Annotated in this window: 14 protein-coding genes; 6 read left to right on the forward strand and 8 right to left on the reverse strand. The window is 64.3% G+C overall.

What is annotated here, in order from left to right; translation table 11 throughout:
- Positions 1 to 57: 57 nt before the first annotated feature.
- A complete protein-coding gene (locus tag ACZ9BC_RS03485) occupies positions 58 to 879 on the reverse strand; it encodes an aldo/keto reductase (protein WP_476244738.1) in 822 nt (273 codons plus the stop codon).
- A gap of 206 nt (positions 880 to 1,085) precedes the next feature.
- Between ACZ9BC_RS03485 and ACZ9BC_RS03490 the strand changes: the two genes are divergently transcribed.
- Entirely contained in the window at positions 1,086 to 1,997 is a 912-nt protein-coding gene (locus ACZ9BC_RS03490; RefSeq protein WP_476244739.1) for a helix-turn-helix transcriptional regulator, read from the forward strand.
- A gap of 126 nt (positions 1,998 to 2,123) precedes the next feature.
- Positions 2,124 to 2,342 carry a hypothetical protein gene (locus ACZ9BC_RS03495; RefSeq protein ID WP_476244740.1) on the forward strand — a complete coding sequence of 73 codons (219 nt, stop codon included), beginning with the start codon at positions 2,124 to 2,126 and terminating at the stop codon, positions 2,340 to 2,342.
- A gap of 85 nt (positions 2,343 to 2,427) precedes the next feature.
- Here the strand turns inward: ACZ9BC_RS03495 and ACZ9BC_RS03500 are convergent, their stop codons facing one another.
- From ACZ9BC_RS03500 to ACZ9BC_RS03525, 6 genes are all read right to left on the reverse strand, one after another.
- Entirely contained in the window at positions 2,428 to 2,640 is a 213-nt protein-coding gene (locus ACZ9BC_RS03500) for a dodecin (protein ID WP_275725568.1), read from the reverse strand.
- Positions 2,641 to 2,779: 139 nt separating this feature from the next.
- Complete coding sequence (locus ACZ9BC_RS03505; RefSeq protein ID WP_476244741.1) at positions 2,780 to 4,081, reverse strand: pectate lyase family protein; 1,302 nt, start codon at positions 4,079 to 4,081, stop codon at positions 2,780 to 2,782.
- Positions 4,082 to 4,117: 36 nt separating this feature from the next.
- Positions 4,118 to 6,130: a pectinesterase family protein gene (locus ACZ9BC_RS03510; RefSeq protein ID WP_476244742.1), complete on the reverse strand. Its 2,013-nt coding sequence runs from the start codon at positions 6,128 to 6,130 to the stop codon at positions 4,118 to 4,120.
- A 102-nt stretch (positions 6,131 to 6,232) separates the two neighbouring features.
- Entirely contained in the window at positions 6,233 to 7,138 is a 906-nt protein-coding gene (locus ACZ9BC_RS03515) for a carbohydrate ABC transporter permease (protein WP_079598648.1), read from the reverse strand.
- Positions 7,027 to 8,058 (reverse strand): carbohydrate ABC transporter permease, encoded by a 1,032-nt coding sequence (locus ACZ9BC_RS03520; RefSeq protein WP_476244743.1) that lies wholly within the window; start codon positions 8,056 to 8,058, stop codon positions 7,027 to 7,029. The genes ACZ9BC_RS03515 and ACZ9BC_RS03520 overlap by 112 nt, the downstream gene beginning before the upstream one ends.
- 55 nt (positions 8,059 to 8,113) lie before the next feature.
- The gene (locus ACZ9BC_RS03525) at positions 8,114 to 9,418 is read right to left on the reverse strand and encodes an ABC transporter substrate-binding protein (protein ID WP_476244744.1); all 1,305 of its coding nucleotides are present in this window, start codon (positions 9,416 to 9,418) and stop codon (positions 8,114 to 8,116) included.
- Positions 9,419 to 9,711: 293 nt separating this feature from the next.
- On the opposite strand from ACZ9BC_RS03525, the gene ACZ9BC_RS03530 reads away from it, so the two are divergent.
- The 4 genes from ACZ9BC_RS03530 (at position 9,712) to map (ending at position 14,045) form a co-directional block, all read left to right on the forward strand.
- Entirely contained in the window at positions 9,712 to 10,596 is an 885-nt protein-coding gene (locus ACZ9BC_RS03530) for a DUF6807 family protein (RefSeq protein WP_476244745.1), read from the forward strand.
- Positions 10,593 to 12,170, forward strand: a complete 1,578-nt coding sequence (locus ACZ9BC_RS03535; protein ID WP_476244746.1) for a glycoside hydrolase family 43 protein — start codon at positions 10,593 to 10,595, stop codon at positions 12,168 to 12,170. The genes ACZ9BC_RS03530 and ACZ9BC_RS03535 overlap by 4 nt, the downstream gene beginning before the upstream one ends.
- Positions 12,171 to 12,187: 17 nt before the next feature.
- Positions 12,188 to 13,213 carry a LacI family DNA-binding transcriptional regulator gene (locus ACZ9BC_RS03540; protein WP_254865645.1) on the forward strand — a complete coding sequence of 342 codons (1,026 nt, stop codon included), beginning with the start codon at positions 12,188 to 12,190 and terminating at the stop codon, positions 13,211 to 13,213.
- 64 nt (positions 13,214 to 13,277) lie between these two features.
- Entirely contained in the window at positions 13,278 to 14,045 is a 768-nt protein-coding gene (map, locus tag ACZ9BC_RS03545; protein ID WP_476244747.1) for a type I methionyl aminopeptidase, read from the forward strand.
- 96 nt (positions 14,046 to 14,141) lie between these two features.
- Here map and ACZ9BC_RS03550 read toward each other — a convergent pair whose 3' ends face one another.
- Positions 14,142 to 14,846 carry a FadR/GntR family transcriptional regulator gene (locus ACZ9BC_RS03550; RefSeq protein WP_079598642.1) on the reverse strand — a complete coding sequence of 235 codons (705 nt, stop codon included), beginning with the start codon at positions 14,844 to 14,846 and terminating at the stop codon, positions 14,142 to 14,144.
- Between the last annotated feature and the right edge of the window lie 168 nt (positions 14,847 to 15,014).

The raw sequence follows: 15,014 nt of genomic DNA on the forward strand, positions 1-15,014 counted from the left end.
TTGGATCCTTTCGGTGGTACTGCCTGCCGAGCCGGTGGCTGAGCTTCCCGAAACCGGCTAAAGCTGGCTGAAGGAGGCGACGGCGGGATCGGAACCGAGGCGTGCCCCCGATTCGAGGGCGGTGATGACCGCGAGCTCCTCGCCGGAAAGCGTGAGTGACGAGGCCGCGAAGTTTTCCCGGATGCGGGCCGGATCGACAGACTTCGGGATAACGATGTTGCCGGTGGCGAGGTGCCATGCGAGCACTACCTGGGCGGTGGTGGCGTTGTGCGCATTCGCGACGGTGGTGACGGCGTTTCCGTTGAGGTCCGCACCCCGGCCCAGCGGACTGTAAGCCTCCACCTCGATGCCCAGGCTCCGGCATTTTGCTGCCAGGTCCGCCTGCTGGTAGCTCGGGTGCAGTTCAATCTGGTTGACGGCGGGGACGATCTCGGCGGACTCAAGCAGGGTGTCCAGGTGCTCGGACAGGAAGTTGGAGACTCCGATGGCCCGGATCTGGTTGTTCTCGTAAAGCCGCTCCATCTCCTTCCAGGCCTGGACGTACAGGCCCTGCGAGGGGACCGGCCAGTGGATGAGGTAAAGGTCCACGAAGTCCAGGCCCAGCGCCTTGCGGCTGTTCTGGAAGGCCTCCTGCGCCCGGCCCTGCTCGCCGTTCCGGAGCTTGGTGGTGACAAAGATGTCCTCACGCGGGATGCCGGTAGCGGCAATCGCCGCGCCCACCCCTGCCTCGTTCCGGTAGCCGGCGGCGGTATCAATGTGGCGGTAGCCTGCTTCAAGGGCGTCCTCCACGATCCGCTGGGTGTCCTCGGGCGGGACCTGGAAAACGCCGAGGCCAAGCTGGGGGATGGTGACGCCGTTGTTGAGTGTCAGCTCTGACATGGGTGCTCCTTGCATAGTGCTGGTGCTGTGCTGCTGGGAAGGTGCCGGTTGCTCGACGCAGAGAAAGCGGTTTCCGCTGGCTCACCATCGAGCCTATGCAGTTTTTGTCTCTTAGTCAGCAGGAAAGGCTGATCCTGTTTTTCCTAGGACTGCCAGTCCTACCTTCGTTGTAGAACGGACCACCCTTGCCGGGCACAATGGTCACCATGGGTCAAAGCGCCGAGTTCGGAAAATTCCTTAAAGCCATGCGGTCCCGGCTGAGCCCGGAGGACGCGGGAGCGGGCCCCACCACCGGCGCCCGCAGGGTCCCCGGCCTGCGGCGCGAGGAAGTGGCCCGGCTCGCCGGGGTCAGCACCGATTACTACGTCCGGCTGGAACAGGGCCGGAACATCCACCCCTCACGCGCCGTGCTTGAGGCCGTGTCACGGGCGCTCCGCCTGGACAGCAGCGAGCATGCGCACATGATGGACCTGCTGGAAAACTGCGCGAGCAATCCCCGCACCCCCGGCAGCCCGTCAGTCCAGGGTGTCCGGTCGGCGCTGCGCCACCTCTTGGATGCTGTGGGCGATGTGCCGGCCATGCTGCTGGGACGCCGCAGCGACGTCCTGGCGGGCAACCGGATGGCCTTCCTTCTCTTTACGGACTTTGCGGCGCTTCCTGCCGGGGAAAGGAACCTCACCCGCTGGCTTATCCTCGATCCGGCGGCCAGGACCTTGTTCCGCGATTGGAAAACCGTGGCGGCGGAAGCCGCCGGAGCCCTTCGGATCGACGTAGGGCGGCACCCCAACGACCCCCAGACGAACCAGTTGGTGGGCGAACTCGCGGTGAACAGCGAGCACTTCCGGCAATGGTGGGCAGGGCACCGGGTGGCAACCCGGTCCGCCGGCACCGTCAGGCTGCACCACCCGACAGTGGGCGACCTGGAACTGAACTTTGAAAACCTTGCCCTTCCGGACGAACCCGACCAGACGCTGCGGGTGTACTCCGCCCGGCCTGGATCGCCGTCGTCGGACGCCCTCGCGCTGCTGGCCAGCCTGGGCGCCGGCCCCGCCCCGGTTGGGGAGCGCAGTATTTCCAGCCCGGATGCGGCGGTCGTCGAACGGGGAGAGGCGTCCTGAGCGCGGGTCCTGCTGTGCATCTGGCCAAGCCGACGCGCCGATTCTGGCCAGGCGCCCATTGGTGGGCGGTTTTACTGTTCCTAGGCTGGAGAAACAAGCTTTTCGCCACCAAGGATGGTCTCAACGATGAAACGCATCGCACTGCTCAAGGAACGCCAGGCGGGTAACGCCGGCACCGCTTCCTCCACGGCCACCGGCTCGCATTGCCCGGTGTCCGGTCTCTGGAGCCCGGACCAGGACCCGCACACCGTGCTGCCCTTCTTCGAAGGGCACGTGTTTCCCGCGTTCGACGGCGTTCCCACCGTGTGGCGCCGGCGTTCAGCGGGCGCCGTCTCGGCCAACTAGCGCCGCTTTAACCCAAACTGACCCGCAGCCAACGCCGTCAAAACCAGGTTTTGCGGCGTTTGACTGCGGGTCAGTTGGCGTGTATTTAGTGCTCTTCGAGCCGGAAACCGAGCTTGATGGTCACCTGCCAGTCAGCGATCTGGCCTTCTTCCAGGTGGCCGCGGATTTCCTTCACCTCAAACCAGTCGAGGTTGCGGAGGGTCTGCGATGCCTTGGCGATGCCGTTGCGGACGGCGTCATCCACTCCCTGGGTCGATGTGCCGACAATTTCAGAAATGCTGTACGTGTGGTTGGACAACTTCGCTCCTCTTGATCATCGTTGCTCCCGGTTGCGGGCCGTTCTTGAAGACTAGTAGCACTCCAAGAGCCCTGACCAGCCCTTATCGGCCTGCCCTTTGTGGATATGACGTGGTGTCGCTTCTCCTATGAGGATCGACTCAGTGCGTGGTGGCTGAGTCCAGCAGCCCGGATCCTGCTCCCCGTTCAACCCGTTGTTGTGCGGCCGGTGCAGGTTCAATGGGCAGATGCGGGCCGGGTATGCCCGATACTTCGGGAGCCAGTGATTCGAACGGATTGGCCGCGTTATAGGCGTCCAGTACGCTGACACGGCGCCCGTTCACCCAGGTGCCCTCTTCATCTATTCCAGTGCCACCAAAGTTTCGGATGATCTGGGCAGGAGGAATGCCCGCCGCCAGCTCAAAGGTGTTGTTCCGCGCGATGATGCTGGACTCCACGCCGACGCCCCAGGAGTACTGGTAACGGTCAGGGCTGGTTACCCTGTACACGTTGTTATATACGTGGGCCTGCCCAAACCGAACCCGGGGTGCGCGCTGCTCAAGATCAACCAATTCGTTGTGGTGCAGCGTGACGCGGAGCCGGCCACGATCGCCGGTGGCACCGTCGCCATTGCCCCACAGCAGGGATTTGTCATGTCCCACCATCCTGCTCCAGGAAATGGTCACCAGGTCTGCCTGGCGGACGACGTCCAGGAGACCGTCGTGCCGCAGGAAGGGCTCACCGAAATACTCGGGCTGTTCAGCGTCGGCTGTTCCGCCGTCATCGAGTGTCAAGTGGTCCAGCCACACGTGGGTGGAGCCTGAAACCACCAGGTTGTCCCACTCGGTCTTCCAGGTGTCCCCGTTCCAACCCGGGAAGCAGTCGTAGGCGTCGGAGAGGCGGAGATTGCGGACAATCACGTTGTCCACCCCATCAATGTTCAACGTAAAGCCCGTGAGCTGGACGTCGCCCAGGCCAACGATGGTTGTGTTGGCGCCGACGTTGATCCGGATTTGCTTCCGTTGGTTGGCGCTTGATGCCTTGCGGGCATCTTCGAGGGGGCCGGATGCCTGCCCCGTCCAGTGTGCGGGATCGAACCCTGCGAGGTAGGCGTGCAGGGAGTAGCCGTCCGCTGCGTAGTCTTCGCAGGTGATCGGAGTTCCGTCCGGGGCGGTATTTGCGTTGATGTGCTGTTCTACGTACACAATCTTGGGCTCGTTTCCGGCCACTGCCGCGGCAAGTTCATCCCTCGTTGAAACCTTGTGCACGTCTTCCGGCGCTGCATTGGCACCCCCGGTGGTGCCGCCGTCGGCAGACGCCCATCCGTCACCTGCCGCAAGAGTCTGCCTCCCAAGGTCGGTGGAGATCGGGTTGCGGTCAGCAGCATGCGGCGCTGGTACGGGAACTGACGAACTGAGGGCAAAGCCGGTGGCCATGACGATGGACAGGGGGATGGACATCATCTTCGATGCTCCTTGGGGTGTTTGCTGCCGGCCATCTCAACCACGTCCCGCCGGGGTCCAGTCGCCAAGGAAGGTTTCCTTGGTGAATTTCGGGGCGTCTTCCGGTGGGAGCTGCGGGTGGAATTCATTCACATGGGCGCCCGGACCTGAGTTGTTGTACTCGGCAAACCGTCCTTCCTTCCAGGAGTGGCCGCTCATGTCCGCCCAGCCCTGGACGGCGATGTGGCTGTCCAGCACCGAATCCCGGATTACCGCCATGGGGTGCGCCTGCGGATCGCTGCTGGCGAACCACGGGCGGCCCAGGCTGACGGTGCCGGCCGCCGCGTCAGAGGTGAGGGTGCTGTTGACGATCAGGATGCCGTAGGGGTTGGAGTCCTTGGTGCTTGGAGCCACGATGTAGCCGTTGTTGGTGGTGCTGCCGCGGTCCAGGGAGTGGATGGTGCAGCCGTCCAGGACAGCAGTTCCCCGGCCGTAAATGAAGTCCACGTCACCCTCGATGTAGCAGTCCTTGAGGTAGGTGCGGGCGGTGGCGTCCCGCCCTGTGGTGTCTGCGAGGTAGGTGTCCTGGTTGCCCAGGAAGCGGGTGCCGTCGAACGTTATACGGTCCGCCACGCTCCGGACCGCCAGTGCCTGGCTGCCGCCGTTGGCGGCTTCGTCGTAGGCGTTTTCCACCGTCAGGTTGCGGACGGTGGTGCCCTCGGCGAGGACGTTGAGAGTGGCGCTGCCGCCCGCACCCCAGGTGCCGCCGAAGAACTTCACGCCGTTGGCCGGAAGGTCGTAGGTGATGACGACGTCGGCCGGGTTGGCTGTTGCGCCCTGGATGGTGAGGTTGGGCCGGTCAGCCCAGATATTGACGGATTCCCGGTACGTGCCGGGCTTGACCGTGATGGTGCGCGGCAGCGTGCTGCCGCTGGGGATCGAGCCGATGGCGGCCTGAAGGCTGCCGAAGTCCCCGGTACCGTCCAGGGCAACGGTGATCTCCGTCGTCGTATTCGGGGCGCTGTTCCCGCGCGGGCCCGCTCCGGCTGCCACGATCTCCGGCACCCGGGCGGCGTCGTCCTTCTGGTAGCTGTAGTTCTGCGTCGGATCGAAGGCGGCTCCCACGTTGTCCTTGCGGCCGCGGGTGCCGTTGAAGACGTTGTCCCGGTTCACTACTTCGGTGGCGGGATCCTTTGCCACTATGGGGTCCTGCACGGCGCTGAAGCTGTTGCCTTCGAGGACCACCTTGGCGGCGTTGCGGCCCATCATGCCGTACTGGCCAATGTCCTGCAGGAAGTTGTTGTAGACATGCGCCGCCGCAGTGTTGTCCAGGCTGAAGTTGCGCTGGGTGGTGTTCCGGATCCAGTTGTGGTGGATGGTCATCCGGGTCACGGCGTTGGCGGTCCAGCCCACGCCGAGAGCCTTGTTGTTGTCCGCGAACACATTCCATGAATAGGTGACCAGGTCCGAGTCCTTGCGGGTGTCGATCAGTCCGTCGCCCATCCGCTGGATGGCCATGTGGTCAACCCAGACGTGGTGGCTGGTGTCCAGCTGGATGCCGTCGCGGTCGTTGTCCGGGCGTTTGCCGTCCCAGTCGCCGGGGATATAGGAGTCCCGGATGGTGAAGTTCCGGAAGATGACGTTGGAGACGTTGATGAGTTTGAAGCCGGCATTCACCACTTCCGCGCCCGCCCCCACGCCGATGAAGCTCTTGTTGGCGGCGACGGGAATCTTGACGTAGTCCGAGGCGGCAAGACTGCCGCTGGTGAAGATGACCAGGGGCTCGTCGGCCCCGGCATAGTCCTTGAGTTCCTGGATGGTGGACGCGGTGACCATCCTGCCGGCCTGGCCGCCGGTTGTTCCCGGCAGCCCGTATCCGGGCAGCGCCGCGAAGCCGTCCGGCGTCTGCTTCCAGAGCGCTTCCGGCGTGCCTCCTGGCTGGGTGGCGGTAGCGGCAGGTGCGCCGGCTTCCTGGCCCGGACCGGGCGGTGCTGCCTGGGCTGGTGCCGCCGTGAGGCTTCCCAGCATAACGACGGCGGCAGCCGCGCCGAATAGACGTCGCAAACTCATGCAAAACTCCTTTGTTTTGTTCCCGGGCAGCCTCCAGCCCAGGGTTCAATAGGGTGTTCAGTGATGCGTGCGGAAGGGAAAGGGGCTTGCGTCAGCCCCGGGCTATTTCAAACCCGTGGTGGCGATGCCGTTGATGAGGTATTTCTGGCCCGCAATGAAGAATCCAATGATCGGGGCGATGGATACCACCGACATGGCGAACATGGGACCCCACATACTTTGGCCTTCCGAGTCCATGAAGGCGCGCAGCGCCAGGGGAACGGTGTAGAGGTCCTGGTTCTGGATATAGAGCAGCGGACCGAAGAACTCGTTCCAGGTTGAAATGAACGTGAAGATGGCGGTGGTGGCCATGGCGGGAACGCACAGCGGCAAAATGACCCGGAGAAACGTGCGGAAGGGTCCGCATCCGTCGATCTGCGCGGCGTCGTCCAGTTCTTTCGGCAGGGCCTTCATGAACTGGACCATCAGGAAGATGAAGAACGCGTTGGTGGCCATGAAGTTCGGCACGATCAGGGGCAGGTAGGTGTCCAGCCAGCCGAGTTGGGAGAAGATGATGTACTGCGGGACCAGGAGCACGTGGCCGGGCAGCATCAGGGTGCCCAGCATCAGTGCGAAGAAAAGCTTCCGGCCCGTGAACTCCATGCGTGCGAACGCATAGGCGGCCAGGGCACAGGAGAAGATGTTGCCCACGATCGAGAACACCACCACGATCATCGAGTTGATCAGGTATACGTGGAACGGCTGGTTCAGTGCCGTCCAGCCCTGTTCGTAGTTGCTGAAGTCCCAGTTTTCCGGCCACAGCCCCAGCTGCCGGAAGATGTCATTGCTCGGTTTGAAGGAGCTGGAAACCAGCCAGAGCAAGGGGTACAGCATCACCAGGCCCACCAGGCACAGGATCAGGTGACGGGAAAAGCGGGTGGTGGGTGTCCCCGCCAGGGCGTCTTCCGGGTCCTTCGGCTTGGCGGGCTTGTCTTGTTTGCGCTTCGTGGGTAGTTCGAGGAGTGCCATGGGGTTGCCTTAACGGTGAAAATCGCAATGATCATCAGCAGCAGCCAGGCCATCGCGGAGGCATACCCCATCTCGAATTCCGTGAAGCCCTTTTGGTAGAGGTACAGGTTGTAGAACAGGGTGGAATCCGCCGGTCCGCCGGTTCCGCCGCTCATCACGTAACCCTGCGTGAAGGTCTGGAAGGACCCGATGAGCTGCATGATCAGGTTGAAGAAGATGATGGGGCTGATCAGCGGAATGGTGATGCTGCGGAACTGCCTCCACCTGGACGCACCGTCAATCGAGGCTGCCTCGTAGTACATGGTGGGGACCTGCCGCAGGCCTGCCAGGAAGATCACCATGGGCGAGCCGAAGGTCCAGACATTCAGCACAATAAGGGTGCTCAGCGAGAAGTCGGGGTCAGTGACCCAGGCCGGGCCGGCAATCCCGAACAGGCCCAGGAAGCCGTTGACGATGCCGTCGTTCCCGAAGATGTAGCGCCAGAGCATCACGATGGCCACGCTGCCGCCCAGCAGTGAAGGCAGGTAGTAGATGGAACGGTAGATGGCCAGCCCCTGCAGCCCCCGGTTGAGCACCAGGGCGATCAGCAGGGCAACGGCCAGCGAGATGGGCACGGACACGAACGTGTAGATGAACGTGACCTTCAGCGACTGCCAGAGCCGGGGGTCTTCGGTCATGGCCTGGAAGTTCGCCAGGCCCACGAAGTTCGGCTCGGTGAACAGGTTGTAGTCCGTGAACGCCAGGTAGAGGGACGCGAAGAACGGGATGATGGTGAACAGCATGCCCAGGAACCAGGGCAGCAGGAACAGGTACCCCGAGCGCTGGTTCTTCCGCCGGGCAGTTCCCCTCCTGGATTTGCCCGGCCCTTCGGAGGCCAGGGCGGCGGCCGCGCCGGGAGCTTGTTTGGTCAGCACTGACATGCGTCAGGCTCCTATCTGCTTCTGGTGGTGCGCTGTCCGGACGGAATGGCCCGGATTACTTGTTGATGGCTGCATTGCTCTTCTCGAGGAAGGTCTTGGCGGCGTCCGCCGGAGTGACACGGCCGAATTCAACCTCGGTGGCAAGCTGCTTGAGGGTGTCAGCCACCACGCTTGCGCCCTTGGGGTACACGTAGGCCGGTGCAAGCTCGTCTTCCTGGATGGCGGCAACCATGTCCACGAAGGCGGTGTCGTCCTTGCCAAGCTTGGGTTTGATGGCATCGGCCACATCAGGGTTGATGGGCACGCCGCGCTGGGTCAGCGTCTCCACCGCTCCGTCCGCGTCATTGATGAGGAAGTTCAGCAGTTTGGCAGCTTCCTTGGGGTGCTTGGACTTTGCGGCGATGGACCACAGCATGCTCGGGTCAGCGGAGTAGCCGCGGCGCTCGCCGGTGGTTTCGCCGGGCATGCGGAGCAGCACCAGGTTTCCGCCGGACGCCTCGTTGTAGCCCTTGAAGTTGTTGATGGGAATGATCTGGGAAGCCACCGTTCCCTTGGCAAGGTAGGACTGCGCGGGCGAGCCGCCGATTTGTTCGAAGAAGCCCGCCGGGGGATAGCCGCCGGCATTCCGCAGGTCAACGCTGTACTGGAACCACTCACGGATGGTTTCCTCGCTGACACCGAGCTTGTTGTCCTTGGTGTAGAAGTCCTCGCCGCGCTGCCGGGCGAAAAGGATGGGTCCGGTTTCAGTGGCGACGTCGTACCCGGCCCCGTAGATCTTTCCTCCCGTTTTTTGGGTCACCTCGGTGGCAAATTTTGCGTAATCTTCCCAGCTCCAGGTCTTGTCGTCGGGGATGGTGACGCCGGCCTGGTCCGTGATGGTCTTGTTGACCACCATGCCGATGGTGGTGACGCCGGTGGCCAGCCCGTACAGCTTGCCGTCCACCTCACCACGGCTCTGGATGGTGGCGGGAATGTTGGCGAGGTCGATCTCAGGCAGGGACTTCAGGTCAGCCAGCGTGCCGCGCTGGGCATACTCAAGCAGGCTGCGGTTCGCCATGTTCAGCACGTCCGGCGGGTTGCCGCCCGCGAACCGGGTAGCAAGCTTGTCCGCGTAGGGGCCGCTGTCCTGGTATTCGCTCTTGACGGTGATGCCGGGGTTCTTCTCTTCAAAGATCTTGATGGCCGCGTCGGTCATTTTGGCCCGGTTGGAGTCGCCCCAGTAGACAAAGTTCAGTTCCACGTTCCCGCCTGCCGCCGGTGATGACCCACCGCCGCAGCCGCTCAAGGCCAATCCGGCGGCTGTTATGGCCGCGCCCAGGAAGATCCTGCGCGGGATCCCGGTGGTTGCTGTCTTCTTCATTGAATGACGCCTTTCTATGGCTGCCCCGTGATGGGCAATCGGTACATCCGAACGGAAACTTTCTGATTCTCTTGCGCGAGACCCCGCTGAAGTTGCGGTTCCGGAACGCGAGTTTTCGGCAAGAGGAAAAGGTGAGTAAACGATTTCTAGCAAGGAATGACTGTGACTGTCAACACAATTTTCCAAAGCTGCATCACTCAGAATCAGAAACTTTCTTTAGCTATTGCTGATTGTTTCCGCGATGCTTATGCTGTTCTCCATTGCCACGCAGCAACTCGCAGGAAGGAGGCCTGATGGCAGAGCGAACTCCCAATCTCAATACCCTGGTGGGCCGGCATAGCGGCCGGGACCTTCCCGGGCCCAGCTCACCCCGGCCATACCTTCATCCGGTCCGTTCCCTGGCAGGGGCCACGCTTACGGAGGTGGCACCGGAAGACCACCCTCACCATCTGGGCCTGTCGATCGCCTTCGCCGACCTCAACGGCACCAATTTTTGGGGCGGCACCACCTTCACGCCGGACGGCCCGGCCGTATTGCCCAATCATGGACGCCAAGTGCCCTCGGGCTGGACGGACTCCCCAACCGAAGCTTCCCCAACCGGTGCCGCCGGAAGGGTGGTGTGGCGCTCGGAGCAAGGGGTGGACGTGGCCGTTGAACAGCGGAGCATCCGCTGCTTCAGCCACCCGCAGCCGGGGACCTGGAGCCTGTCCGTGGAATCGGTGATGGTTCCGGCGGGCAACGTCGGCCGCCTGGAGGTTTCGTCGTCGGCGGTCAAAGGACGGGCGGGCGCCGGCTACGGCGGGATCTTCTGGCGTTTCCCGGTCCCAAGCTCCCAGCCGTTGGTGCTGTCAGCCAACGGTCAAGGAGATGCGGCTGCCCACGGAAGCCGCTCGCCCTGGCTGGCCATCAGCACCACCGTCGACGGCGCCCCGGTCAGTGTTGTCCTGGGCCAGGGCGGCCGCCTCCGTCCCTGGTTCGTCAGGACAGCCGGCTACCTGGGAGCGGGACCGGCCGTGGCGTGGTCTGAAAAGGCCGTCGCCGACGCCGCCAGTCCGCTGGCCCAGTCCCTGCATGCCGTCATCCACGACGGGCCGGTGGACACACCAACGCAAGCCTTGGAACTCCTTCAGCACCATCCCGGAATCCCGGCCCTCAGCTCTCCCGACAGGACACCATGACATCCCGAAACGCCGTCCCCGTATACACCAACCCGATCCTCAATGCCGACTGGCCGGATCCGGACGCGGTCCAGGTCCGGGGTGTCTACTACCTCATCGCCTCCAGCTTCAACCGGGTGCCAGGGCTGCCCGTCCTGCGTTCCCGGAACCTTGTTGACTGGGAGCACGCCGGGCACGCCCTTCCCCATCTGCCGCAAGGCAGCCATTACTCCTTGGTCCGCCATGGCGGCGGGGTGTGGGCGCCCTCCCTGCGCTACCACGACGGGCGCTTCTGGATCTTCTATCCGGATCCGGACCACGGCATTTTCGTCCTGAGCGCCGAAAAGGCAGAAGGTCCGTGGACTGAGCCGCACCTGCTCTACCCCGGACGCGGGCTCATTGACCCGTGCCCGCTCTGGGATGACGACGGCCAGGCGTACCTGGTCCACGGCTGGGCCCACAGCAGGGTGGGGGTCAAGAACCGGCTCACGGTCCACCGCATGAGCCCGGATGCCAGCCGCCTGCTGGACCACGGCACGCACGTCATCAACGGCGGGGACCTGCCCGGCTACACCACGCTGGAGGGGCCGAAGTTTTACAAGCGGGACGGCTGGTACTGGATTTTCGCTCCGGCGGGCGGCGTGGCCACCGGCTGGCAGTCGGTGTTCCGCTCCCGCTCCCCGTTCGGTCCCTACGAAGGGCGCCGCGTCCTGGAGCAGGGGGATACCGCGGTGAACGGTCCGCACCAGGGGGCCTGGGTAACCAGTCCACGCGGCGAAGACTGGTTCCTGCATTTCCAGGACCGCGGGCCCTACGGCAGGGTGGTCCACCTGCAACCTATGGGCTGGGATGACGACGGCTGGCCATGGATGGGCGCGCGGGCGTCCGACGGCGGACCGGGCACCCCCGTCTCCAGCCACCCCTACCCGGCGGGTACTTCGCCGAAGGATGCAGCGCCACCTGCCAGCGACGATTTTTCGACGGCGACGCTGGGGCCGCAGTGGCACTGGCAGGCGAATCCGCAGCACGGCTGGGCGCACCAGTGCGGGGGTGGGCACCTTGTGCTCAGGCCAAAAGCCAACGATCCGGTGAACCTGAGGGAGCTTCCCAACGTGCTCGGGCAGATCCTCCCGGGCACGCCCTCCACCTTCACCACGTCCCTTGAACTGCAGGATGTTCCGCCAGGAACGCGTGCCGGTGTGGTGGTACTGGGCCAAAAATACGCCTGGCTGGGAATTGTGCGGACGTCCGAGGGGTACGTCCTGGGAAGCGGCACCGGGGGAGACGGGCCCCACGAGCAGGCGCCGGGCCGGAGGATTGTGCTGCCGGGTTCGAGGATCGAGCTCCAGATCCGCACGGACGGAACACCCCGGTCCACCTTTGCCTGGCGCACCGGCCCGGGTGAGCCGTGGGAAGTCCAGGGCTGGAATTTTGAGGTGGTGGAAGGGAGGTGGATCGGTGCCGAGCTAGGCATCTTCGCCACGTCACCCCTGGGATCGCAGGAAGGCGGCAGTGTTATCGTGGGACCCGTGCGGGTGGACACCGCGCCCGTGCGCCGGGCCACAGCCCCGCAACTCGCCGCCGCAACCACATGACCCCAAGGACTGCACCGTTGACCGCCACCCCGCGTCCCAAGATCGCTGACGTCGCGGCGGCTGCCGGCGTCTCCGTGCCCACCGTGTCCAAGGTGCTCAATGGACGCACCCACGTCTCCGAGGCTACCCGCGCCAAGGTGCAGCAGGCGTTGGAGGAACTCGACTACTCCAAGCGCAACACTCCGGCGGGCCAGCCGGGAATGCTGCAGCTGGTGGTCAACAACTTCGATTCGCCCTGGATCCTGGAAACGATGGCCGGCGTGGAAGCCGCGGCGGACCGCCTGGGCTACGCGGTGGCGTATGCCCGGGCGGAGCACGCCACGGCCGAGCGCTGGCGGAAGCTGCGGGAACCATCGGTGAACCGGCTGGACGGGGTGCTGCTGCTGGCTCCCAGGAAGGGATCCATGCTGGTGACCACCCTTCGGACGCTGAAAATCCCGGCGGTGGCGATCGATCCGGAGGGTACCGAGGGCCTGCCCATCCCCAGCGTCAGCCCCGCGTCCTTCTCCGGTGCGCTGACCGCCGTCGGACATCTGCTCGAACAGGGCCACCGCCGCATCGGCATCATCACGGGACGGAAACACAGCCCCGGGCACGGCCGGGCGCGGTATGCGGCCTACGCGGCAGCCCTGCACGAGGCAGGCCTTCCCGTGCTGCCCGAACTGGTGCGGGACGGCGACTTCAGCATTGAGTCCGGCATGCGGCTTGGCGCCGACCTGCTGGATCTGCCCGAGCCGCCCACGGCCATCTTCACCGGCAGCGACCTGCAGGCCATGGGCGTGATGAATGCGGCGGGGCAACGCTCGCTGCGGGTCCCGCAGGACCTGAGCATTGTGGGCTTTGACGACATCGCCCAGGCGGCGCTGACATCGCCGCCCCTCACCACCGTCCGCCAGCCGCTGGCGCAACTGGCCTCCATGGCGGTGGGCATCCTGGCCGAACAACAGGACCAGCAGCTTGCCCAGCTGCCTTCTGCCCTCGAAGTGGCAACGGAGCTGGTAGTCCGCGGAACAACGGCCCCACCCGGGCGGCAGGCGCCGTAACGCATCCGGGCCGGCCGATCCGTATGGTTGGAACAGATATTGGTTGCGTAAGGAAGGCCGCCGCATGATCGAGATCCTGAACCCCGCCGAACTGCTCAGGGCCAAGGAGACGGGCTCCCTGGTCGCCAACATCCTGCAGACCCTGAAGAGCCGGAGTGCGGTGGGCACCAACCTCCTGGACATCAACCGGTGGACCAAGGCCATGATCCTCGACGCCGGAGCGCAGTCCTGCTACGTGGACTACGAGCCCTCCTTCGGACGCGGGCCCTTCGGCCACTACATCTGCACAGGCGTCAACGATGCCGTGCTGCATGGGAAGCCGCACGACTACACGCTTGCCGACGGCGATCTCCTGACCCTCGATCTCGCCGTCACCAAGGCCGGAGTTGCTGCAGACGCTGCCATCAGCTTCATCGTGGGCGAATCAAGGCCGGCGGAGAGCGTCGCCCTGATCAGCGCAACCGAACGCGCCTTGAGTGCAGGAATAGCCGCAGCGGGGCCCGGCGCCCGCATCGGCGACATCTCCCATGCCATCGGCTCCGTCCTCAGCGAGGCGGGGTACCCGATCAACACCCAGTTTGGCGGTCACGGCATCGGATCGACCATGCACCAGGACCCACATGTTCCCAACACCGGACAGCCGGGCCGGGGATACAAACTCCGCCCCGGGTTGCTGCTCGCACTGGAGCCCTGGGTCATGGTGGATACCGCCCAGCTCGTCACCGACCCCGACGGGTGGACGCTCCGAAGTGCCACGGGCTGCCGGACGGCACACACCGAGCACACCATCGCCATCACCGCTGACGGAGCCGAAATCCTCACCCTGCCATAGCAGGCGCAGGCGTAACAGGGCCGCTGAAAACGGACCTGTCAGCATCCTGAACGCGCACAGCCCCTTCCGCGCCGATCCCCGTTGGCGCCGGCGCCCTTATTTGGCGGGCAGCACCAGGTTCTTCAGGTCATCCAGGGTCTGCTGCATGTGCGCATCCATGGCCTCCCGTGCCCGTGTTGCATCCCGGGACTGGAGTGCATCCGCGATGTTCTCGTGATGCCCAATGGCATGGACCTGGATTTCCGGTACGGCGGAAGTTTCTGCCCGCCGCTTTTCCAGGACCCGGTGCAGCGGCTCGAACAGCACGGACACAAACACGTTGCCCGAGGCGCGCAGGATCACGTCGTGGAAGGCAAGGTCGGCCTCGACAAAGGCGGCAACGTCATTGATGGCATGGGCTGCCTTCATGGCTGAAATGTAGGAAAACAGGGACGCGATGTCCGCCTCCGCGATCCTCCCGGCGGCCAGTTCGCAGGCGCCCGTCTCCAGCATTCTGCGGAGTTCGATGAGCTGGACGGAAGACTCGGCCTCGTTCTTGCCCTCGGACGCCGCCCGCAGGACGGCCTCCAGCGAGGTCCAGCGATTCAGGGGATTGACGAAGGTGCCCCGGCCCCGCTCCACGCTGAGGATCTGCTGGGCCTGCAGGGTTTTCATGGCTTCACGCACGGTCATCCGGCTTACTTCGTGCCGCGCGCTCAGTTCGTGCTCTCCGGGAACTGTGGCGCCAGGCGGAAATTCGCCTTCGATGATGCGGTCCAACAGCTCGTCGGCCACGACGCCGACCAGCGATTTCCTTGCCATGCTGCCCCCGATCCCTGCCGAGCCCCTGCCCAGCGGATATGTCGGACAAGTCTACTTGCGCCTCTTTATGTCCTATGCCACACTAGCATCATATGCAAGATGTCAGACATCTTACAGATACATTTACATCAGGATCCGCCACCTCGGATCACTACACAACGGAGTGCA

The sequence above is a fragment of the Pseudarthrobacter sp. TE3704 genome (assembly GCF_056279405.1).

Coding starts and splice junctions, on each gene's coding strand:
- ACZ9BC_RS03485 (WP_476244738.1), bottom strand. CDS start 879: ATGTCAGAGCTGACACTCAACAACGGCGTCACCATCCCCCAGCTTGGC.
- ACZ9BC_RS03490 (WP_476244739.1), top strand. CDS start 1,086: ATGGGTCAAAGCGCCGAGTTCGGAAAATTCCTTAAAGCCATGCGGTCC.
- ACZ9BC_RS03495 (WP_476244740.1), top strand. CDS start 2,124: ATGAAACGCATCGCACTGCTCAAGGAACGCCAGGCGGGTAACGCCGGC.
- ACZ9BC_RS03505 (WP_476244741.1), bottom strand. CDS start 4,081: ATGATGTCCATCCCCCTGTCCATCGTCATGGCCACCGGCTTTGCCCTC.
- ACZ9BC_RS03510 (WP_476244742.1), bottom strand. CDS start 6,130: ATGAGTTTGCGACGTCTATTCGGCGCGGCTGCCGCCGTCGTTATGCTG.
- ACZ9BC_RS03515 (WP_079598648.1), bottom strand. CDS start 7,138: ATGGCACTCCTCGAACTACCCACGAAGCGCAAACAAGACAAGCCCGCC.
- ACZ9BC_RS03520 (WP_476244743.1), bottom strand. CDS start 8,058: ATGTCAGTGCTGACCAAACAAGCTCCCGGCGCGGCCGCCGCCCTGGCC.
- ACZ9BC_RS03525 (WP_476244744.1), bottom strand. CDS start 9,418: ATGAAGAAGACAGCAACCACCGGGATCCCGCGCAGGATCTTCCTGGGC.
- ACZ9BC_RS03530 (WP_476244745.1), top strand. CDS start 9,712: ATGGCAGAGCGAACTCCCAATCTCAATACCCTGGTGGGCCGGCATAGC.
- ACZ9BC_RS03535 (WP_476244746.1), top strand. CDS start 10,593: ATGACATCCCGAAACGCCGTCCCCGTATACACCAACCCGATCCTCAAT.
- map (WP_476244747.1), top strand. CDS start 13,278: ATGATCGAGATCCTGAACCCCGCCGAACTGCTCAGGGCCAAGGAGACG.
- ACZ9BC_RS03550 (WP_079598642.1), bottom strand. CDS start 14,846: ATGGCAAGGAAATCGCTGGTCGGCGTCGTGGCCGACGAGCTGTTGGAC.